Origin of the sequence: Collinsella sp. Sow4_E3 (assembly GCF_052116285.1) — a bacterium.
Lineage (GTDB): Bacteria > Actinomycetota > Coriobacteriia > Coriobacteriales > Coriobacteriaceae > Collinsella.
Genome location: NZ_JBQKLJ010000001.1, coordinates 183,275 through 204,010, shown reverse-complemented (window position 1 = coordinate 204,010; position 20,736 = coordinate 183,275). Strand labels below are relative to the sequence as shown.

26 protein-coding genes, 1 pseudogene and 1 riboswitch are annotated in these 20,736 nt (G+C 60.0%); of the genes and pseudogenes, 6 read left to right on the top strand and 21 right to left on the bottom strand.

The genetic code is table 11. From position 1 onward, the window contains the following. Positions 1-20: 20 nt before the first annotated feature. From ACTQ48_RS00910 to yqeB, 20 genes are all read right to left on the bottom strand, one after another. Positions 21-962: a DNA-directed RNA polymerase subunit alpha gene (locus tag ACTQ48_RS00910; RefSeq protein WP_154516055.1), complete on the bottom strand. Its 942-nt coding sequence runs from the start codon at positions 960-962 to the stop codon at positions 21-23. A gap of 32 nt (positions 963-994) precedes the next feature. Next, positions 995-1,591, bottom strand: a complete 597-nt coding sequence (rpsD, locus tag ACTQ48_RS00905) for a 30S ribosomal protein S4 (protein WP_006235275.1) — start codon at positions 1,589-1,591, stop codon at positions 995-997. Between the two features lie 19 nt (positions 1,592-1,610). Then, positions 1,611-2,015: a 30S ribosomal protein S11 gene (rpsK, locus tag ACTQ48_RS00900; protein ID WP_006235274.1), complete on the bottom strand. Its 405-nt coding sequence runs from the start codon at positions 2,013-2,015 to the stop codon at positions 1,611-1,613. Between the two features lie 14 nt (positions 2,016-2,029). Next, positions 2,030-2,404 carry a 30S ribosomal protein S13 gene (gene rpsM, locus ACTQ48_RS00895; RefSeq protein WP_154516058.1) on the bottom strand — a complete coding sequence of 125 codons (375 nt, stop codon included), beginning with the start codon at positions 2,402-2,404 and terminating at the stop codon, positions 2,030-2,032. A 14-nt stretch (positions 2,405-2,418) separates the two neighbouring features. Next, positions 2,419-2,532, bottom strand: a complete 114-nt coding sequence (rpmJ, locus tag ACTQ48_RS00890; protein WP_006363204.1) for a 50S ribosomal protein L36 — start codon at positions 2,530-2,532, stop codon at positions 2,419-2,421. Positions 2,533-2,682: 150 nt separating this feature from the next. Further along, complete coding sequence (gene infA / locus ACTQ48_RS00885) at positions 2,683-2,901, bottom strand: translation initiation factor IF-1 (protein ID WP_035137443.1); 219 nt, start codon at positions 2,899-2,901, stop codon at positions 2,683-2,685. Between the two features lie 232 nt (positions 2,902-3,133). Beyond that, on the bottom strand, positions 3,134-3,922 hold the full coding sequence (gene map / locus ACTQ48_RS00880; RefSeq protein ID WP_329738298.1) for a type I methionyl aminopeptidase: 789 nt from the start codon (positions 3,920-3,922) through the stop codon (positions 3,134-3,136). Continuing rightward, the gene (locus ACTQ48_RS00875) at positions 3,919-4,545 is read right to left on the bottom strand and encodes an adenylate kinase (protein ID WP_154516064.1); all 627 of its coding nucleotides are present in this window, start codon (positions 4,543-4,545) and stop codon (positions 3,919-3,921) included. The genes map and ACTQ48_RS00875 overlap by 4 nt, the downstream gene beginning before the upstream one ends. Before the next feature lie 18 nt (positions 4,546-4,563). Beyond that, on the bottom strand, positions 4,564-5,850 hold the full coding sequence (gene secY / locus ACTQ48_RS00870; protein ID WP_370450586.1) for a preprotein translocase subunit SecY: 1,287 nt from the start codon (positions 5,848-5,850) through the stop codon (positions 4,564-4,566). After that, positions 5,844-6,293, bottom strand: a complete 450-nt coding sequence (rplO, locus tag ACTQ48_RS00865; protein ID WP_006235267.1) for a 50S ribosomal protein L15 — start codon at positions 6,291-6,293, stop codon at positions 5,844-5,846. Before rplO ends, secY begins: the two co-directional genes overlap by 7 nt. A gap of 3 nt (positions 6,294-6,296) precedes the next feature. Continuing rightward, positions 6,297-6,479 (bottom strand): 50S ribosomal protein L30, encoded by a 183-nt coding sequence (rpmD, locus tag ACTQ48_RS00860; RefSeq protein ID WP_154516067.1) that lies wholly within the window; start codon positions 6,477-6,479, stop codon positions 6,297-6,299. Positions 6,480-6,481: 2 nt separating this feature from the next. Continuing rightward, positions 6,482-7,006, bottom strand: coding sequence for a 30S ribosomal protein S5 (gene rpsE, locus ACTQ48_RS00855; RefSeq protein WP_154516070.1), 525 nt, complete (start codon positions 7,004-7,006; stop codon positions 6,482-6,484). Between the two features lie 14 nt (positions 7,007-7,020). Beyond that, positions 7,021-7,389, bottom strand: a complete 369-nt coding sequence (rplR, locus tag ACTQ48_RS00850; RefSeq protein ID WP_118270231.1) for a 50S ribosomal protein L18 — start codon at positions 7,387-7,389, stop codon at positions 7,021-7,023. Between the two features lie 75 nt (positions 7,390-7,464). Beyond that, on the bottom strand, positions 7,465-8,001 hold the full coding sequence (gene rplF / locus ACTQ48_RS00845) for a 50S ribosomal protein L6 (RefSeq protein WP_370450587.1): 537 nt from the start codon (positions 7,999-8,001) through the stop codon (positions 7,465-7,467). 33 nt (positions 8,002-8,034) lie between these two features. Then, a complete protein-coding gene (gene rpsH / locus ACTQ48_RS00840) occupies positions 8,035-8,433 on the bottom strand; it encodes a 30S ribosomal protein S8 (RefSeq protein WP_006235262.1) in 399 nt (132 codons plus the stop codon). Between the two features lie 119 nt (positions 8,434-8,552). Further along, on the bottom strand, positions 8,553-8,738 hold the full coding sequence (locus tag ACTQ48_RS00835) for a type Z 30S ribosomal protein S14 (protein WP_022094280.1): 186 nt from the start codon (positions 8,736-8,738) through the stop codon (positions 8,553-8,555). Positions 8,739-8,816: 78 nt separating this feature from the next. Further along, positions 8,817-9,374, bottom strand: coding sequence for a 50S ribosomal protein L5 (gene rplE / locus ACTQ48_RS00830; protein ID WP_154516073.1), 558 nt, complete (start codon positions 9,372-9,374; stop codon positions 8,817-8,819). A gap of 308 nt (positions 9,375-9,682) precedes the next feature. Continuing rightward, positions 9,683-10,996: a uracil-xanthine permease family protein gene (locus ACTQ48_RS00825; RefSeq protein WP_441038792.1), complete on the bottom strand. Its 1,314-nt coding sequence runs from the start codon at positions 10,994-10,996 to the stop codon at positions 9,683-9,685. Between the two features lie 298 nt (positions 10,997-11,294). Further along, positions 11,295-12,338, bottom strand: a complete 1,044-nt coding sequence (locus ACTQ48_RS00820) for an XdhC family protein (RefSeq protein WP_441569883.1) — start codon at positions 12,336-12,338, stop codon at positions 11,295-11,297. A gap of 9 nt (positions 12,339-12,347) precedes the next feature. Beyond that, a complete protein-coding gene (yqeB, locus tag ACTQ48_RS00815) occupies positions 12,348-13,142 on the bottom strand; it encodes a selenium-dependent molybdenum cofactor biosynthesis protein YqeB (RefSeq protein ID WP_441569882.1) in 795 nt (264 codons plus the stop codon). Between the two features lie 102 nt (positions 13,143-13,244). Here yqeB and yqeC point away from each other — a divergent pair, with 102 nt between their 5' ends. After that, a complete protein-coding gene (yqeC, locus tag ACTQ48_RS00810) occupies positions 13,245-13,982 on the top strand; it encodes a selenium cofactor biosynthesis protein YqeC (RefSeq protein ID WP_441569881.1) in 738 nt (245 codons plus the stop codon). Between the two features lie 113 nt (positions 13,983-14,095). On the opposite strand, the gene ACTQ48_RS00805 is transcribed toward yqeC, so the two are convergent. Further along, positions 14,096-14,686 carry a nucleotidyltransferase family protein gene (locus tag ACTQ48_RS00805; RefSeq protein WP_441569880.1) on the bottom strand — a complete coding sequence of 197 codons (591 nt, stop codon included), beginning with the start codon at positions 14,684-14,686 and terminating at the stop codon, positions 14,096-14,098. Positions 14,687-14,953: 267 nt separating this feature from the next. On the opposite strand from ACTQ48_RS00805, the gene ACTQ48_RS00800 reads away from it, so the two are divergent. The 5 genes and pseudogenes from ACTQ48_RS00800 (at position 14,954) to ACTQ48_RS00780 (ending at position 20,522) form a co-directional block, all read left to right on the top strand. Continuing rightward, positions 14,954-15,607, top strand: a complete 654-nt coding sequence (locus tag ACTQ48_RS00800) for a helix-turn-helix transcriptional regulator (protein WP_441540479.1) — start codon at positions 14,954-14,956, stop codon at positions 15,605-15,607. A gap of 121 nt (positions 15,608-15,728) precedes the next feature. Next, positions 15,729-16,418 carry a hypothetical protein gene (locus tag ACTQ48_RS00795; protein WP_441569879.1) on the top strand — a complete coding sequence of 230 codons (690 nt, stop codon included), beginning with the start codon at positions 15,729-15,731 and terminating at the stop codon, positions 16,416-16,418. Positions 16,419-16,716: 298 nt separating this feature from the next. Continuing rightward, positions 16,717-16,807: riboswitch (SAM riboswitch) on the top strand. 8 nt (positions 16,808-16,815) lie between these two features. Next, positions 16,816-17,238, top strand: a complete 423-nt coding sequence (locus ACTQ48_RS00790; RefSeq protein ID WP_441569878.1) for a hypothetical protein — start codon at positions 16,816-16,818, stop codon at positions 17,236-17,238. 201 nt (positions 17,239-17,439) lie between these two features. Continuing rightward, a pseudogene (locus tag ACTQ48_RS00785) lies at positions 17,440-18,698 on the top strand (IS256 family transposase). Between the two features lie 120 nt (positions 18,699-18,818). Next, positions 18,819-20,522, top strand: a complete 1,704-nt coding sequence (locus ACTQ48_RS00780) for a DUF262 domain-containing protein (protein WP_441569877.1) — start codon at positions 18,819-18,821, stop codon at positions 20,520-20,522. Positions 20,523-20,736: the final 214 nt, after the last annotated feature.

Genomic DNA, 20,736 nt, shown 5'->3' with positions numbered 1-20,736 from the left:
CTCCTCAAATATGCGAAGCATTAAGCCTTCAGGCTCAGGCCCATGGACTCAAGCTTGTCCTTCACTTCCTCGATCGACTTAACACCGAAGTTGCGGATGTTCAGAAGATCGTTCTCCGAGAACTCAACGAGCTGACGGACCGAGTGAATGCTGGCACGCTTAAGGCAGTTGTAGGAACGGACAGAAAGGTCCAGATCCTCGATCTGCTTGTCCAGCTCGGCGTTGTCGTTGGTGACCTCGGGAGCGAAGATCGAAACCTCCTCCTCGACCTCGGGGGTCTCGGCAAGGTTCATAAAGGCAGCCATATGCTGGTTGATGATATTGGCAGCCTGGACCACGGCGTCGCGCGGGGCGATGGAGCCGTTGGTCTCGATCTCGAGGACAAGGCGGTCGTAGTCGGTATGCTGACCGACACGGCAAGCCTCAACGAGCTTGGCGCAACGGGATACCGGCGAGTACAGCGAGTCGACGTGGATCACACCGATGGGATCGTTGTCGCGCTTGTTGGCCTCGCCAGAGACATAGCCGCGGCCATAGCCGATGCGCATGCTCATGGTGAGATGGCCACCCTCGGTGAGCGTAGCGATGTGCTGCTCGGGGTTGACCAACTCAAACTCGGACGGAATAAAGAAGTCCGCACCGGTGACCTCGCAGGGGCCGTCAACCGAGATGGTGGCGGTCGCCTCGTCGGTCGTGCCGAGAGCCCTGAAGACAAGACCCTTGACATTCAGGACGATGTCAGTGACATCCTCGACCATGTTAGGGATGGTCATGAACTCGTGCTGCGCACCATCGATCTGAATAGCCTCGACGGCGGCACCCTCGAGCGAGGACAGAAGAACGCGACGCAGGGAGTTGCCCAGCGTATCACCGTAACCGCGCTCGAGCGGCTCGACGGAGACACGAGCAGACGTCTCGTTGATCTCTTCGACCTGAACCTGAGGCCTAATGAATTCTGACATGTATTACCTCCAGCCTCAGCAGCCCGGATGGACTACTTAGAGTAGAGCTCGACGATGAGCTGCTCGTTGATATCACCGCTGATCTGCTCACGCGTCGGCAGAGCGAGCACGTTACCAGACAGCTTCTCGATATCGACCTCAAGCCAGCCAGGGACCTCAAAGCGCTCGGAGGAAATCAGAGCCTCCTTGATGGGGAGGAGGTCACGGAACTTCTCGCCAACAGCGACGACGTCGCCGGCCTTGACGCGGTAGGACGGGATGTCCACGCGCTTGCCGTTCACGGTGAAGTGACCGTGGCGGACGGACTGACGAGCCTCTTTACGGGTGCGAGCGAAGCCAAGACGGAAAACAACGTTGTCGAGGCGAGACTCAAGGATGATCATGAGGTTCTCACCGGTGACGCCGTTCATCTTACGGGCCTTGTTGAAGTAGCCGTGGAACTGCTTCTCCAGAACGCCATAGATGAACTTGACCTTCTGCTTCTCGCGCAGCTGCATGCCGTACTCAGATTCCTTGCGACGGCGCTTGGGCTGACGGATAGATTCCTTCTTGCTGCTGTAACCGAGCTCAGCGGGATCGATCCCGAGCTGACGGCAGCGCTTAAGAACAGGAGTCCTGTCGATTGCCATATTGATACGATCCTTTCAGTTACACGCGGCGACGCTTCTTGGGGCGGCAGCCGTTGTGCGGGATGGGGGTCTTGTCCTGAATGCTCGAGACCTCGAGGCCAGCAGCCTGGAGGGAGCGGATGGCGGTCTCACGACCGGAGCCGGGGCCCTTGACGAAGACGGAAACCTTCTTCATACCGTGCTCCATGGCCTGCTTGGCAGCAGCCTCGGCAGCCATCTGGGCAGCGAACGGCGTGGACTTACGGGAGCCCTTGAAACCCACCTGGCCAGCCGACTTCCAGGAAATGACGTTGCCCTGGGGATCGGTGATCGAAACGATCGTGTTATTGAACGTAGAACGGATGTGAGCCTGGCCCACGGAAATGTTCTTACGGTCCGCGCGCTTCAGACGGGCAGCGCGAACGTTCTTCTTAGCAGTAGCCATCTATCTAGCGCTCCTTATTTCTTCTTCTTAGCACCGATCTGACGCTTCGGGCCCTTGCGGGTACGAGCGTTAGTGTGGGTGCGCTGGCCGCGGACCGGGAGGCCCTTGCGGTGACGAAGGCCGCGGTTGCAGCCGATGTCCATAAGGCGCTTGACGTTCTGGTTGCGCTCACGGCGGAGGTCGCCCTCAACCATGATCTGGTTCTTGTCGATATACTCGCGGATGGCGTTAACCTCATCCTCGGTGAGGTCCTTAACGCGCGTATCCACGTTAACGTTGCACTCGACGCAAATCTTCGTCGCAGTGGTGCGGCCGATGCCGTAAATGTAGGTCAGACCGATCTCAACGCGCTTCTCACGCGGGAGGTCGACACCATTAATACGGGCCAACGTAGTCTCCTCTCTTAACCCTGACGCTGCTTATGACGCGGGTTCTCGCAAATGACGAGGACCTTGCCATGGCGCCTAATGATTTTGCACTTATCGCACATCTTCTTGACCGAAGGACGTACCTTCATCGTTCTTCCTTTCGGTAGCGCTCAAACTACTTCCCTACTATCTACTCGCCCAGCCGCAGGCGTTTAAAACTATGGCTGGTCTTCACACACAATCCGACCGTAGGTTGAGCTAAGCCTGCAGTCGGAAATAGAGTGTGTGTATGCGTGCCGCTATTTGTAGCGATAGGTGATGCGGCCGCGGGTCAGGTCGTACGGGGAAAGCTCCACGACAACCCTGTCACCGGGGAGAATACGGATGTAATTCATTCGAATCTTGCCAGAAATGTTGCACAGAACCGAATGACCGTTCTCGAGCTCGACCTTAAACATGGCGTTGGGCAACGGTTCCTTTACCGTGCCCTCGAGCTCAATTGCGTCTTCCTTCTTCACAAGCAATCATCTTTCTCTAGAAAACGACAGCGATTGAGTATTCTACAACACGTATACACGCATCGTAGTAACTTCGTAATGGCTCCACAACTACGTGGAACTTGTTACATTTGAAATGTAAAACAAAGCCGTTCCCTGATGCCCAAGATCGCCTTGAAATGAGAAGGCATAGACCTTGGGGTCATGCCTTCGAAATTGAAAGGCGAGGTTGGGCATCAGGGGGCGGCGACTTTTACATTTCTCCGCCTTGGAGCGAACACCAGGATCCTTGCGCATCGGTGGTAAGAATCACCGGACCGTCATTGGTGATGGCGACGGTGTTCTCGTAGTGCGCGGCGGGCAGGTGGTCGTTGGTGGTGACGATCCAACCGTCGGAGCCCGTGCTCACATGGTTGGAACCCATCGTTACCATCGGCTCGATGGCAATGACCATACCGGCCTGGAGGCGAACGCCCCTCCCCTTCTTTCCATAGTTAGGAACGTTGGGGTCCTCGTGCATCACGCGGCCAATGCCATGGCCCACATAGTCACGAAGCACGCCATAACCGTGAGACTCGGCGAGGGACTGGACGGCATAACCAACATCCCCGATATGGTTACCGGGAACAGCCTGCTCAATGGCAGCCTTAAGGCAATCGCGCGTGACCTCGCACAGGGCCTTGGCCTCGGGCGTAGGGGTGCCGACGAAAAACGTCCATGCGTTATCGCCAACCCAACCGTCGACAACGGCTCCCGTATCGATGGAGATGATATCGCCATCGCGCAGGATCATATCGGGGTTGGGAATACCGTGGACCACGGCATCGTTGATCGATGCGCAAATGGTCCCCGGGAACCCGCCGTAACCCTTAAAGGCCGGGGTGCCGCCATGCATGCGGATAATCTGCTCCGCGAGCTGATCGAGCTCAAAAGTCGAAACGCCGGGACGCACCATGGCTCCAACGTGGCGGAGCGCCATCTTAGATAGCGCTCCTGCCTTCTTCATCTGCTCGATTTGCGTTGCAGACTTAATCTTAATCATAGACCGAGGGCCTCTTTGACATCCCCGTATACGGTCTCGCGAGCCTGGTCACCGTTGACCGACTTGAGCAGACCCTGGCCACGATAGTAATCGACAAGCGGGCTCGTGGACTTCTCGTAGACGTCGAGACGGTTCTTGATGGTCTCGGGCTTATCGTCGTCGCGCTGATACATCTCGCCGCCGCATTTGGGGCAGGTAACATCGGCAGCAGTGCCGGTGTAACCGCAGGCGCGGCAGGTGCGACGCGAGGACAGACGATCGATGATGACCTCGGGGGCAACGTCGACCAGAAGGGCGCAGTCGATCTCGCGACCCATGGTGGAGAGCTCGGAATCGAGCGTCACAGCCTGGGCGGTGTTGCGCGGGAAGCCGTCGAGGATGAAGCCCTGCTGGGCGTCATCGGCGGCAAGGCGCTCCTTGACAAGGTCGATCACGAGCTGGTCGGGAACGAGCTCGCCAGCGTCCATGTACTTCTTAGCCTGAATACCAAGCTCGGTGCCACCCTTGACGGCAGCACGCAGCAGGTCGCCCGTGGAGATGTGGGCGACGCCAAACTCGGCGACGAGCTCCTGTGCAACGGTGCCCTTACCGGCACCCGGAGCTCCGAGCAATACGAGGTTCATGAGCAATCCTCCTCTAGCCTATTTAAAGAATCCGTCGTAATCATACATCTTGATCTGGCCTTCGAGCTTGTCGACCGTGTCGAGCACGACGCCGACCATGATGAGGATGGACGTGCCGCCAAATGCCTGGATCAGCTGATTGCCCGTGAAGGAGAAGATGATCGAAGGCACGATGGCGATGAGCGCCAAAAAGACAGCGCTGGGAAGCGTAATCTTGTTGAGCGCGTTCTTGATGTAGGCCGCGGTAGCCCTACCCGGACGAACGCCCGGAATAAAGCCGCCCTGCTTCTTAAGGTTGTCGGCCGTGTCATCGGGATTGAACACCATGGAGGTGTAGAAGTACGCGAAAAACACGATGAGGACAACGTTAAGCACCCAGTTGAGCCAACCGGTCGAAAGCGCAGAGGCAACTGCCTGAATCCAGCCGATGCCGGGGAAGAACACGGCAACCTGAGCTGGGAAGTACAGCAGCGCCGAAGCGAAGATGATCGGCACGACACCCGCGGTGTTGACCTTGATGGGCAGGTAGGTGGTCTGGCCACCCATCATGCGACGGCCCACGACGCGCTTAGCGTAGGAGACCGGAATGCGGCGCTGGCCGCGCTCAAGGAAAACAATCAGCGGGATAACCAGCAGGATGATGGCGCAGATGATCACCATAGTGATGATGCCACCGCCATTGCCCTCGGTGCTGGAGAAGATCGCCTGCGGCAGACCGGCCATGATGTTCGCAAAGATGATCAGCGACATGCCATTGCCGATACCGCGCTGGGTAATGAGCTCACCAATCCACATGATCAGCATGGCGCCCGCGGTGAGCGTGCCGACGATCATGAGGTCGAAGATGATCTCGGGAGCGGCGGCGCCATTAAAGCTGATGCCGAAGCTCTTAAAGAGGAAGAGGTAACCCACGGAGTTGAGGATTGCCAGAGCCAGGGTGAGGTAACGCGAATACTGCGTAATCTTGGTCTGACCGACCTCGCCCTCGCGGGCAAGCTCATGCAGGGAAGGCACAACGGCCTGGAGCATCTGGAGGATGATCGAGCTGGTGATGTAAGGCATGATGCCCAGCGAAAACACCGACACATAGCTCAACGCGCCGCCAGAGAAAAGATTCAGGAGGGCCATAGCACCTGCGGCGACCGAATTGTTATCGGTCGAGAAAAGGCCCAGCATCCCCTGGAAGGGAATGCCGGGCACAGGAACGTGCGCACCAATGCGGTACACGACGAGCATAGCTATGGTAAAAAGAATCTTTTCGCGCAGTTCTTTGATGCGGAAAGCATTCTTAAGACCATTTAGCACGGCAGCTCGACCTTTCCGCCGGCGGCCTCGATCTTGGCCTGCGCAGAAGCGCTGACCTTGTCGACCTTGACCGTGAACTTCTTGGTAAGCTCACCATTGCCGAGCACCTTGACGGGCTCGAACTCGCTCTTGGTGATGCGAGCGGCCTTAAGAGCGGCACCGTCGATCACAGCGCCATCCTCGAACTTACGCTCGAGACGCTCAACGTTAACAGCGGTGTACTCGATACGACGGGGGTTGCGGAAGCCCGGAAGCTTGGGCAGGCGCATAGCCAGCGGAGTCTGGCCACCCTCGAAGCCGGCACCCTTGGTGCCGCCAGAGCGAGAGCCCTGGCCCTTCTGGCCGCGGCCAGAAGTGGTGCCGTGACCCGAAGAATTGCCACGGCCAACGCGCTTGCGGTTCTTGGTGGAACCGGGCGCGGGAGTAAGATCGTGAAGCTGCATTTGCTACTCCTCTACAATCTCGACAAGGTGCTTGACCTTGAAGATCATGCCGCGGACGGACTCGTTGTCAGTAATCTCGCGAACCTCGCGGATCCTGTGGAGACCGAGGGCACGGACAGTACGGACCTGGTCCTGCTTGCAACCGTTGGTGCTGCGGACCTGCTTGATCTTGATGGTGTCAGCCATGCTTAGTTCTCCTTACCGACGAACATCTCGGAGACCGTCAGGCCACGGCGAGCCGCGACGTCCTCAGGGCTGGAGAGCTCCTTGAGGCCCTCGACGGCAGCCTTGATGATGTTGAGGCCGTTGTCGGTACCGAGGGACTTGGACAGGACGTTCTTGATGCCAGCAAGCTCAAAGAGGGGACGCACAGCGCCGCCGGCGATAACGCCGGTACCCTCGACAGCGGGCTTGATGATGATGCGGCCGGCACCAAAGTGGCCGATAACCTCGTGCGGAATGGTGCCCTCTTCGGTCACCGGCACGTGGAACATGTTCTTCTTGGCATCGAGAGACGCCTTGGAGATGGCCATGGGCACCTCAGCGGACTTGCCCATGCCAACACCGACGTTGCCCTTGCCATCGCCAACGACGACGAGAGCGACGAGGCTCATGCGACGACCGCCCTTGACGGTCTTCGACACGCGGTTGATGTAAACGACGCGCTCCTCGAACTCGGAGGCCTCGCGCTGCTGCTTCTGATTACGAGCCATGTGCTACATACCTCCTAGAACTCGAGACCGGCGGCACGAGCACCGTCGGCGAGGGCCTTGACGCGGCCATGGTAGATACGGCCACCGCGATCGAAGGCGACCTTGGTGATGCCGGCCTCGATGGCACGCTTGCCAACGAGCTGACCGACCTTCTCCGCAGCCTCCTTGTTCGAGGTGTGGGTGCCCTTGAACTCGGCCTCGAGGGTCGAGGCAGAGACGAGCGTCAGGCTGGAGCCCTTGCTGTCGTCGATGATCTGGGCATAGATGTTGGCGTTAGTACGGGTCACGCGAAGACGCGGACGCTCGGCGGTACCCGAGATCTTGCCGCGAACACGACGCTGACGACGCTTGAGGCCTTCCAGCTTCGCCTTATGCTTGTTCATACGTAAACTCCTAAAAAGGTTGATCTTGCCAGCACCTAACGGGGTGCTGGTCTTATGCGAGTGAGTCGGTTACGACTACTTGGCGGCCTTACCCAGCTTGCGGCGGATGTGCTCGCCAACGTAGTGGATACCCTTGCCCTTGTAAGGCTCGGGAGGACGATGGCCGCGGATCTCAGCGGCGATCTGACCGACCTGCTGCTTGTTGATACCCTTGACGTTCACGTGGGTGTTGTCGGGAACCTCGAAGGTGATACCCTCGGGAGCCTCGACGATCACGGGATGCGAGAAGCCCAGGGAGAACTCGAGGTTCTTGCCCTTCTGCTGCACGCGGTAACCGACGCCGGCGAGCTCGAGCTTCTTCTCGAAGCCCTCGGAAACGCCAACAACCATGTTGTGGATGAGGGCGCGGGTGAGGCCGTGGCGGGCACGGGTCTCACGCTCGTCGTCGGGACGGGAAACGGTGAGGACGTTGTCCTCGATGTTGATAGCGAGCTTCTCATAGACATCGAGCTCGAGCTGGCCCTTGGGGCCCTTGACGACAACGTTGTTGCCGTTGACTGCCACTTCGACTCCGGCGGGAATCTGGACAGGCTTATTACCGATACGAGACACGGTGATCTCCTTTCCTTCTACCTACCGAGCGAATTACCAGACGTAAGCGATGATCTCGCCGCCGACGTTGTGCTTGCGAGCATCGCGGTCGGTCATGACGCCATGGCTGGTGGAAATAATGGCGGTACCAAGGCCACCGCGGACGCGGGGCATGTCGGCAACGCCAGTGTACTTACGCAGGCCCGGCTTGGAAATGCGGCGGATGCCGTTGATGACCTTAGCCTTCTTGGGACCATACTTAAGCGTGATGTGCAGAGTCTTCTGGGGAACGGTGTCCTCGACATCGTAGCCCTCGATGTAGCCCTCCTCGTGCAGAACACGAGCGATCTCGACGAGCTTCTTGCTGCTCGGCATGGAGACCGTGGCCTTGTTCACAGAGTTAGCGTTACGAATGCGCGTAAGCATATCTGCGATCGGGTCTGTAAGGTTCATACAGATTCTCCTTCGTTCTTGATGAACACGTGCTCTTGGTTCTTCGCCGCCCTTAACGGCAAAGCCTAACTAGCACGTTTTCCCTGTTCCAAACGGATGCTTGAAACGCTGGTAGTGACTTACCAGCTGGCCTTCTTAACGCCGGGAAGCTCGCCCTTGAGTGCAAGCTCGCGGAAGCAGACACGGCACAGGCCGAACTTGCGGTACACAGAGTGCGGACGGCCGCAGCGCTGGCAGCGCGTGTACTCACGAGTAGAGAACTTCTGCTTGCGATTGCACTTGACGATCATCGATGTCTTAGCCACTTATATCCTCCTCACATAGAGTATTGTTCGCCCCAAGCGCCGCCCCTTGTGGGAACGGCGCTTATAGGGCAGGTGAACCTATTTCTTGAACGGGAAACCAAAGGCGTCCAGAAGGGCCTTGGCCTCCTCATCGGTGTTGGCGGTGGTCACGAAAGTGATGTCCATACCACGCTGGTGATCGACGGAGTCAAAGTCGATCTCGGGGAAGATGAGCTGCTCGGTGACGCCCATGGAGAAGTTACCACGGCCGTCGAAGCTCTTGGCGGAGATGCCGCGGAAGTCGCGGATACGGGGGATAGCGACGGAGGTCAGACGATCGAAGAACTCCCACATACGGTCGCCACGCAGGGTAACCTTGCAGCCGATCGGCATACCAGCGCGCAGGCGGAAGGTAGCGATGGACTTGCGGGCACGGGTGATCATCGGCTGCTGGCCGGTGATGGCGCGCAGGTCGCGCACGGCACCGTCGATGGCCTTGGAATCGGTAGCGGCCTCGCCGACACCCATGTTCACGACGATCTTCTCAAACTTGGGGATCATCATGACGTTCTCGTACTGGAACTTGTCCTGAAGCTGCTGCTTGACCTCGTTGTTGTACTTGGCCTTCAGACGCGGCACATACTTCTCTTCTGCCATTGTTCACTCCTTCTTGGGGTTTTAAGCACGGGGCGTGGCCACGGTGGGTTGTCCTCGTGCCTCCTGACTGCATCCGCGCCGCTCATGGCATTTCGCGGTTTGGACTCGACGCAGCAGGAGCCGACAAAACAATCGGTACTATACGCGCATTGGGTGCGTATTTCCAGAAAAACATCGTCTGCCTGCACAACTCCACAACTCCCTCGCACAAATGGGTCCCAAAAAGCCGTTGCGGTGAAATAGGGACTGTTTGGCGGCCTAACAGGCTTAAACAATCCGTATTTCACCGTAACTCATCATATGGGGCGTTATTTTTGGCGAGGCAGGACCAGGTTGAGGACGACGGCGACAAGTGCGGCGACGGCAATGGAGGATCCGCCAAAGACGGTGTCGACCCATGCGGGGAATCCAGCGCCGGCAAGTGCGCCGGCCGTGCGCTCAATGCCCGTACCAAAGGCGATAGAGAGACCCATGAGCGTGGTATCGCGCTGAGACAGGCCGTGGCGGGAAAACATGACCACACCGTTCATGCCGATGGTTGCGAACACGCCAATGGTGGCGCCGCCAATCACCGGCTGCGGAATGGACGTGAGCACTGCCGCGCACTTGGGCAGCAGGCCCGCGACGAGCAGAATGGCGGCTGCGAGCGTAAAGACCATACGGTTGACGACCTTGTTCTCGGCGATGATGCCCACATTCTGGCCAAAGGTTGCCGTGGGGACGCCGCCCAAAAAGCCCGAGAGCATACCGACGAGACCATTGGCGATCAATCCGCCCGAGATCTGACTATCGGTCGCGGGGGTATCGAGCGCCGCAGAGGACACGGCGGCAAACTCTCCCATAACCTGCACGGCGTTCACGATGGCCACAACGCCCACCACGGCGCACGCCGCTGGATCGAACACCAGACGATGGGCACCAAACGCCGGTGGGGCAAACCAACTTGCAGTCGCGACAGCCGAGAAGTCGACCATGCCCAGCACCGCCGCAACGACAAAACCTGCGCAGATACCGGCCAGGATGCTGCCCAGCTTGAGCGCGCCCTTGCCGTAGTTACCGACCATAAAGGTGACGACAAACGTCACGAGCGCGACGGTCCAGTTGGTGACGCTGCCAAAATCGGCCGCGCCCTCCCCGCCCGCCATGGACGCCACGGCAACCGGGCACAGCGACAGGCCAATGACAAAGATGACGGTGCCGAGCACCGGAGCTGGGAACAGAAAGCTTACGCGCTTAAACAGCAGGCCGAAAAGCACGACGAGCGCGCCGCCGATAACTTGAGCGCCCAGCACGGCCTCGAAACCAAGCTCAAGACCGACCGCTTTAAGTGCCGGCACGAAGGTAAAGCTCGCGCCCATCACGATGGGCAGGCCCGAACCAACGATGCCTTTTATGGGGAACTGTTGAAGGAAAATGTCAAGCGCCGAGAGGACCAGCGACGCCTGAATGACGGCGGCTTCCTCTTGAGGGGTAAAGCCGCAGACCGACGCGATGATGATAGCGGGCGTAACGATACCCGCGAATGCCGCCAGCACATGCTGCAGTGCATGGGGCAATACCTGCACAAACGAAACTTTTCCCGTACGCTCGAACAGGGCGTCCCCTGCCACCGACTCTGCCATTTGCGCCTCCCATACCCTAGGCAGCGGCCCTATGCCGCCCAACGGGCGGACATTATAGGGCATATGGCACAGGTAGCATTTTGACCCGCATGCGGCAGAGGGCTGGGGTAGCTAATTTGGGACGGGGCTCTTTTAGCTACCCAACAGTGAGCGAACGCCTCGAGATGATTTTTCTGGGACGGGGATTTAAAAATCATTGCGTACCTAATGATTTTTTAGTCCCCGTCCCAGAAAAATCATCGAGCAGGCAGGGTAGCTAAAAGAGCCCCGTCCCAAATTAGCTACCCCTGGGATGCGACTAGCGCTTGCGGGGGACGAGCTTGGTGCGACGCAGATGGATCATCTCGGCGGCGATGGAGATGGCGATCTCTTCGGGGTCCTCGGCCTGAATGGCAACGCCGATCGGCAGGTGCAGCTCGTCGATCTGGTCCTGCGTAAAGCCCTCCTGCTCCAAGCGAGCCCGCACAAAGGCCGTCTTGCGGCGCGAACCCAGGCAACCCAAATAGGCGGGCTTGGCGCGCATGGTCTGAATCACCACATCGATATCGGACTTGTGGCCCGCCGTGGCGACGACTACCAGATCGCGCGGACCGATGGGGCACGACTCGTCCAGGTTCTTGTAATCGACCAGACGACGGTCGTAGACGCCGGGCACCCATTCGGGCGTCAACGTGCCGGGGCGATCGTCGCACGCCACAACGGCAAAGCCCGCCGCCGTGAGCACGCGCGCCGTCGCGGCGCCCACGTGACCGCAGCCAAAGATGTAGGTCAGGCCCTCGGGGCAAAGCGTCTCGATGTGCGCCGGGGGAATCTCGGAGGCGGCGTTGGTGTAGGTGACCTTACTCCCCTCTTCCGTCAGCGAAAGCCCGGGGCAGCCCACAATGGTGCGACGCGACTCCTCGCCATGGTATTCGGCAGCGTCGCTTTCGAGCGCGCTTGCGATAAACGGTTCAAAGTCGATGACGAAGTCGCCGATGCGTCGATACGCCAAGACGTCGGCAACCGACTGGAACAACGGCGCCTGCGATGCATCCAGGTGCAGATAACACAGGCAGATGGCTCCGCCGCAGATCATGCCGGTATCGGAGTTCTCGCCGCCCATGGTGTAGCGGACCAGGCGCGACTGCCCTGCGGCCAACAGCTCGCGCGCCTCGTCCAGCGCAAAGAGCTCGATCTTACCGCCGCCGATGGTGCCCGCTTGGCTGCCATCGGCAAAGACGGCCATCCAGGCGCCCACGCCGCGCGGCGATGACCCTGCCGTGCCGGCAACTACCACCAGCTCGCACGTCTTACCGGCCTTCAGAGCGCCAAGCGCAGCATTCACCACATCGAGCTTTTCCATCGTCGCTTCCTATCCCCTAAAAACGTCGGTGAACATGGCGAGCGCCTCGAGTACGCCGCCGCCGACCGACGTCGCCTTGTCCGAAATATAGTTGATGTAGCTGGCGTCGCCGCGCGGGTCGACATCGGCGCATTTAAAGCCCTCAGTGACTTGAACGCCGTTCGCCAAAAGGCCGCGCAAGCAGCCGTCAATCTGCGTGACCATGGGAGTGTCGCCCGCATACCCGATCACATCACCGGCACTCACGATGTCGCCAATCACATGGTCGGACCTAAACACGCCGGCGGCGGGGCTGTGGATAACGCGCTCCTTGCCATAGCCGGCGATGACACCCGGCACGCCCGTATTGGGCTGGGGCGAGCCCTGGGTGATGACGCGGCCGAGGAAATGCCCACGCATGGTCTCGACCACGGCATCGCAATCGACCGGCGCGGTAAAGCCCGGTCCTACGGCGATGACGACAGGCGCCATATCGCGCGTGGTGCCCAAATTGCGCTTGGCCAGGATCGCGTCGACCACGGCAGCGGGCTTAAGTTCGCCGAGCATCTTGGCCTGGGGATCCACCACGACGGCAACATCTCCGGCCTGGGTAATTGCAAGCGCCTCTGCCGGCGTCTGCGCCAAGCGAGCGCGAATGCCCTCGACCTGAACCTCGCCCAGGCGAATGGCCTCGCAAAAACTGATCGTGCGACGGATGCACGTGGGAACCGCGATATCGGCCATGACAACCGACACGCCGGCGCGCACCAAACGGGCGGCGACGCCTGTGGCGATATCGCCGGCGCCGCGAACATAAACGAGCATTTTCGGGGCACCTCCCTGTGCTACGGTTTGAGCAGAGCAAAAGCGGTTCGACCGCTACTCTGATGATTATTTATTATCATAGTATTATACGGCGGTGAACAGATGGAAACGGTTAGCGGCATTCTCGCCTCGGCGCTCAGGATCGAGCCGGGCATCACCGCAATTATCGGCAGTGGCGGCAAGTCGACCTTGCTAAAGACGCTCGGCCTTGAGCTTATGCGCGCGGGCGGCCGCGTGCTCCTCTGCACCACCACGCATATGTTTCCCGTCGCCGGCGTGCCATGGGACGGGACGGGTCGTCGCCTGGACGCCGCACCTTGGAAGCCGGGCGCCGCACATGTCCCCGGTTGCACCTGCGAGGCCTGCGCGGGCCTTGCGCGGGGAAGCATCTGCCAAGCAGGTGTCTTGGACCCCGAGACGGGCAAGCTCTCTGCCCCCGCCGAGCCGCTCGGCGAGCTGGCACAGCGCTTTAACTACGTCTTGGCCGAGGCGGACGGCAGCAAGCGGCTCCCGCTCAAGGCCCACGCCGCCTGGGAGCCGGTAATTCCCTCTGGCACGGCCAACATCGTCTGGATCGTTGGCGCCTCGGGACTCGGCAAGCCCATCAACGAAGCCGTCCACCGCCCCGAGCTCTTTTGCGAGCGTTGCGGCTGCGAGCTCACCGATACCGCCACGCCCGAGCGCGTCGCCCAGGTGCTCAATGCCGAGATGCAGGCGCTGAGGCTCGACACCGCACGCGTCATGCTCAACCAAGTCGACACGCTCAGCGACCCCACGATGGCCGACCGCTTTGAGGCTGCCCTCGGCCGTCCCGTCGTCGCCACCAGCCTCCAGGGGTAGCTAATTTGGGACGGGGCTCTTTTAGCTACCCCATGCTGAGAGAAAAATCATCAGGTAGGCAGGGTAGCTAAAAGAGCCCCGTCCCAAATTAGCTACCCTGGCGGCACCCCCTGCTAGCGGGGCACGTAGCAGGCCGCAACGTGTTCTGAGACGCGGCGCTGACCCTTGGCGGTGTCGACATCCCACAGCTCGTAGGCACGTGCCTCGACCAACTGGATATCGGCACGGCCGCGCAGCAGCGACGATCCGCCGTCCTTGCCCTTAAGCCCCATAAGGTTAGGAAAGAAGCTCGCGGGGAACAGCACCGGAGAGGCCGGCTCGCCGTTCAGGGCAAGACGCACGGGCGCGACACCGCCGCTGGCCTTAAAAGCACCGGCGAGTGCCTCAAAGGAATCCGAACTCACGAGCGGCTGGTCGCCCGGCAAAAAGAGGCAACCTTTCCAGTTGTGATCGACTCCCCACGAAAGGCCCGCACGGACGCTTTCGCTGCTCAGCTCGCCCTCGTGCAGCGCGCACGGGCAATGCTTGTCCTCGCAAATCTGAGCGACCTCGGGCCAGCGCGTCGAAACCACAACGTCAAAGCCCCGGGGAACCGAATCGATGGTCCGGGCAATCAGCGGCTCGCCATAGATATCGGCAAGCATCTTGTTAGAGCCAAACCGCTTGCCCTCGCCCGAAGCCATAATGACGCAACCAAGTTTCATGGCGATACCTCCCCTGAAGCCATCGTACCCATAACGCGCGTCGCGGGGCATCTACATCGAAAGCGCTTATCCCGCACGCCCACGATGCAAAAAGAGGGCACCCCGCCGGTTGGCAGAGCGCCCCCTTTACATGGCTTACCTCAACCCGGCTTTAGACCTGAAACCAACGGACGGCGTTGCGCTCATAACGCAGCGGCACTTTCGTTATTTGCGAACAAGTGGGGTTTATGGCAAAGTGTGCCCAAACTAATTTTTAGGAAGGCACCCATGACCCCCGCACAGATTGAGTTTTATAAGCGCCTTGCACACGGCCTGGCGCTCCAGTTTGGCCCCAACTGCGAAGTCGTCGTCCACGATCTGGAGACCGAGGACGTGGACCACTCCATCGTAGTAATCGAAAACGGCCATGTAAGCGGGCGCAAGCTGGGTGACGGTCCCAGCCATATTGTGTTTGAGTCCATGCACGAGGACGCCACCGACGTGCACGACCGCGAGCCATACCTCACCAAAACCGCCGATGGCAAGCTGCTTAAGTCCTCGACCATCTTTATCCGCAACGACGAGGGCAAGCCTGTCGGCATTTTGGGCATTAACTTTGACATTACGCTCATGAAAGCTTTTGAGCGCTCGCTCGATGCCTTTACCGGCACCGACGGCACGGGCTACACCGAGCCCGAGCCCATTACCAAAACCATCGGCGACTTGCTCGAAGATCTGCTGCGCGAGTGCGAGCAATACGTGGGCAAGCCCGCAGCCCTTATGACCAAGGATGAACGCATTCGCGCCATTGGCTACCTCGACCGTCGCGGCGCCTTCCTCATTTCCAAGTCGAGCGAGCGTGCCTGCGAGTTCTTTGGCATCTCTAAGTACAGCTTCTATAGCTACCTCAACGAGGCAAAGGCTGCCGCCGGCGACAAATAGTCAGCGCGCCTGCGCCCCTCCCCTTTTGGGCGTGAGTTCTGGAATGCACGAATCCAAGACTCGGCCGCAAGGCAAGTTCCATATAATCGAAGGACGAGACAGTTCGAAAGGATGGAACAAGATGGGGTCGAGCAACGCATCGCGCAACGACCACGGAGGCTTCGCTTCTGCCGCCAGGCATGCGAAACGCGTGTTTGACGAGGGCGAAGACGATCTGTTTGCGTTGAGCCTCGACGACGTGATGAGCGATCGCCCCTGGACAGCCGACGAGCACATGAGCGGCAAAACCCATTCGGCAGGCGATCCTTCCGAGACGGCATCGTTTATCGCCGCGGCGCAGCATCTTGCGCCCGAACCGCCCGTTGCAGATCTCGACGACTTTGCGACCCGTCAGCTTGCCTTCGATTCCTGGGCTGATGCCGATCTGGACGAAACATCTGCCGGCGCGCCGACGCTCGGCGAGCCGGTAAATCCGCTTGTCGCCGCGTCCGCTTCCGAATACGAGCCGGACGACCATGCGCAAGCTATACCCACGTCCTCATACACCGATAGCCACACTGATAACGACGATTATTATGGCGACTACTACGCCGCAGAAGAGGCGCCGCGCTTTTTGGATTTCAATCCAGTAGCAAAGATTATCTTTATAGCGATCGTCGTGGTGCTGCTTGGCGTCATTGCGTTTGAGGGATTCCAGCTGTTCCGCAGCCCCGTCGAGTCCGAATTGGCAACGCAGCAAAAAGAGGACGAGAGCAACGACTACCTCGACGTCAACAACCTCAAGGGCGACCCCAACGACGGGGACGAGTAGCGAGGGCTGAGGGCGGCTGAAGCGTCCATATGTAGCACCAGCTTCTACGTGCTGTTTTGTTATCCAGTTACACTTTTCCAGATGTTGAGACCGTCAGATTCGACACTTTTCCGTACTTTTGAGGTGCCGATTTCGACACTTTTCCGTACTTTCTTACGGACGATTTCGACACTTTTCCGAATGTTGGCCGAATAATTGCCGCGTAATCAAGCGCCGTCTGCACATCATTTCGCAGGCGGCGCTTGATTTGTGTCCGCGCGCGCTGATAGACTCCATCGTGCCCGCAAGGAGCGGGCGCGTTTTATCCAGAGTCGGGGTAGAGAGTTGGCTCCACGATCCCGACGCCAACCGGCCAAGAGGCACGGTGGCCCTGCCAACATCGATGAAAGGAGTCCGTATGGACAATTTCTCCGTGCGCAGTGAGCGCAACTTCCACAATCTGGCAGCCAAGCCAAAACGAATGCATCTTCTGGACGCGCCGAGCGGCTATGCCTCGGCCATGGTCAAGAGCAGCCTCTCCCACCAGATGCGCTTTACGGTACAGAAACTCGAGGAAGAGCTCTGCACCGCTGGCAATCCACATGTGTTGCAGATCAAGTTGCTCGGAGATGACTCGCGTGAGCCGTCTAGCTGGGAGCTGTTTGCAGACGGCGTGTGCGTTGCGGACGGATCTGGCACCTTTGCCCGTGAGTGCTTCTGCGAGGGCGCTGAGGTGTTTTTGGACCTGTGCCGCGATGCCGTACGCGCGGCTGGGCTGCGCCAGTGGAGCCAGAGGGAGTACGAGCTGCTGAGTGCTGCCCGCGGGATTGCGAGGGTGTAGGTAGACGCAGGCGGCATCATGGTGGCGCGCAGTCTTTGATCACACGATGTCAAAAGACTGGATCGCGTCGGAAATGTTGGTGTAAGCGCGCCGACGGCTGACCGCCAAACGCAAGCGGCCCCTGTCCTAGAATCTGGAATTGCTACATAACACAGGTTCTGGGAAAGGACAGGGACCGCTATGGAGATATAAGCGGACGCGATGCCGGAAAAGGCCGCCATCCCGAGGTCGACCGACGGGATGGTCGACATCCAGTCGCTGCTCAGGCCGCTCGCCGAGCAGGTGGTCAACGCCATCATGGACGAGGAGGCCGACCGGCTCTGCGGCGACGGGGCCAACAGCAGGAACGGCTACCGCAACCGCACGCTCGAGACGTGCGCGGGCACGCCCAACCTGAGAATCCCCGAGCTCAGGAGGGGCAGCTTCTTCCCCGAGGACGTCCTCGAGCGCCACCGGCGCGTCGACCGCGCGCTCGTCGCGCCGGTGGCCGAGATGTACGCCACCGGCACCGGCACCAGGAAGGTGCAGAGGATAGCCGAGAAGATGGGCATCGAGAGGCTCGGCAGGGACCGAGTGGGCGCGATCGCCGCGACCCTCGACGCCGAGATAGCCGACCTCGCGGGGTGTCGCCCGATGCGCGCGCGATACCCTGCATCTGGCTCGACGCGACCTGCGTCAAGTGCCGCCGCGGGGGCCGCGTGGCTTCGACCGCGGCGGTCACGGCGATAGGCTGCGACGAGTCCGGCTGGAGGCGGGTGTTGGGGGTGTCCGTGGCGGGCACGGGGCCCTGCGAATCGTGGCTCGGTTTCCTGCGGGAGCTGCGCGACCGCGGCGCGACCGGCACCGAGCTCGTCGCATCCGATGCCCACGGGGGCCCGGTCAGGGCCATAGGCGAGGTCTTCCAGGGGGCGGCCTGGCAGCGATGCGCCGTGCACCTGGTGCGCGACTGCATGCGCGAGGCCGGCTCCCGGCAGCTGGGGCGCCGCGTGGGGCGCATCGTCTCGTCGGCCTTCCGCGCCGGGGACGCCGCCACCGCCGTGGCCATGTACCACGCGGCGTGCGAGATGCTGGAGGGGTGCCGCCCGAGGGCGGCGAGGGTGCCAGAGGAGGCGGAGCCCGACGCGCTCGCGTACCTGGACTTCCCGCCGTCGCACTGGAAGCGCCTGCGCACCAACAGCGTGCAGGAGCGCGCCAACAGGGAGATAAAGCGCCGCTCGCGCGTGGTGCAGGTCTTCCCGTCGGAGAGTTCGCTGCTCAGGCTCGTGGGCGCCGTCATGTGCGACCAGGCCGAGACATGGTCCGGCTCGCGCTACTTCTCGGAGAGGAAGATGGCCGAGATGCATGACGCCGCGTTCAGAATGGGTGCCGCGGGCGAGCACGACTGGGCGGAGCTGGAGAAGGCGGCCAGGAAGACGATCGAATCCAGCCTGGAACTTGCCGACAGCGTGGAGGCGGCCTAGGATATCAACTGATTCCGGATATCGGACACAGGGGCCGCAAGGGCCCTGACACCAACTTTCTCGACACTACCGAAATCGGCTCACCAGCAATAACCGCGAAGGATAGATAGGTCATTAAGGATGGATGCAGGAAAATCTACGATAAGCGGCGTGTTCAACGGATCGCGCCTGCTCGAAATACCTTTCTACCAAAGGGCGTACGTCTGGGGAGAAGAGCAATGGGAGCGCTTCCTTGGCGACATGGAGTTCGTCACGGCCTCTAAGCGACCTTATTTCCTTGGTTCCATCATCCTGAAGCAGGCCTCCTCCGGTAACACCTGGTCCGAGGTGTCCGAGGTTCGCACCGTCATCGACGGCCAGCAGCGACTCACGACCATGGTCATCTTCTTCAAGGCACTCTGTGCGAAAAACGGCACAAACAATTTGTTTGAGCGAGATTTCGTCCTGGAGACCGGCCAAATCGCCCTAAGACACGGCAAGTACGACCGGCAGGATTTCGAGAGGGTCGTCAGCGCCACGGACTGCGAGCCCATCGAGGGCACCTCGGCCATCATCCGCGCCTACAACTACTTCCTCAAGAATATCGACCCAGAGAGGGTCGACAGGAACACGATCAAGTCGAACGTCCAGTTCGTCTGCATCGACCTTACCGAGGGCGAGGACGAGCAGCAGATATTCGACACCATCAACTCGCTCGGGGTGCGCCTGACGACGGCGGAGCTCCTCAAGAACTACTTCTTCAACCGCGAGAACGAGCAGGCGTTCAAGGAGTGCTGGGAAGACGTCTTCGAGCCCACGGCTGAGAAGAGGGAGTATTGGGAGCAGGAGGTCGTGACCGGGCGCATCAAGCGCACGCTCGTCGACCTGTTCTTCGACGCGTTCCTCCAGATCCTGGTTCAGGACAAGAGGCGTGGCGTCACGACCGAGGACAAGCTCTTCTATTCGCGCACGTCCAACCTCTTCCAGTCCTACAAGGACTTCATCGGCAGGTACTGCAACGGAGACAAGGACGAGATCCTCAGCAGCATGAAGGCGTATGCCAAGGTGTTCGAGTCCACGTTTGACCCAAGCTGCTGCGACGCGGACATCCCCTCCGCCCCCGGCATCGAGCGCCTGAACGTGCTCATATTCGGCCTCAAGAACTCGACGCTCATCCCGTACGTGCTCTACGTTCGCAAGAACGCGGAGTCTTCGGGCGAGGAATCCGAGGTCTTCGCCCTGCTTGAGACCTACATCATCCGCCGAACGCTGGTTCAGGCGACCACGAAGAACTACAACAGGTTGTTCACCTCGCTGATCCTGAACGAGGTGAAGGACGCGGAGGCGCTGAGGAAGGCTCTCGAAGCCAATGACGAGGCGACGACATACATGCCCGGCGACGCCGAGGTTCGAGCGGCATTCGAGGAATCGTGTCTGTACAACCTCCAGTCCAAGGGCGTCCTCTATCTGCTGGAAAGCGCCATTCGCCCAGGCATGAGCAGCACAGCCCTGCTCGGATTCAACCAGTACACCCTCGAGCACATGATGCCCAAGAAGTGGCGAAACAAATGGGGAACCCTCGACGACGAAGCCGCCACGCGAAGGGACCGGAAGCTCCTCACGCTCGGCAACCTCGCCATCATCACGCATTCGCTCAACGCCTCCATCCGCGATGCCGATTGGACCACCAAGAAGCAGGGAAAGGGATACAAGGACGGCTTGGCCCTCTGCGCCGCCGGCCTTGCGACCATGGCCGATGCCTTGGAGAAGAAGACTTGGGACGAGGGCGACATCGCCGAACGCGCAGAATGGCTTGCGGACAAGGCGTTGGAGGTCTGGTGCTAAGCCCTACATGCGCCCCATCTCGAAGATATCTACACAATCACTTCCTCAGAACCATCGCCCGTCTCGGCATTTTCCTCTACCACCTTGAAAATTGTGACGTTGTCGGGTCCGATGACAATCGTGTCAGCCTCATTGAAGGCGAAGTTTATCGTTTCGAGCTCCTGAAATTAATCCGCAGGCATATCCACGAAGTACACTCCAGGTTTAATTGCTA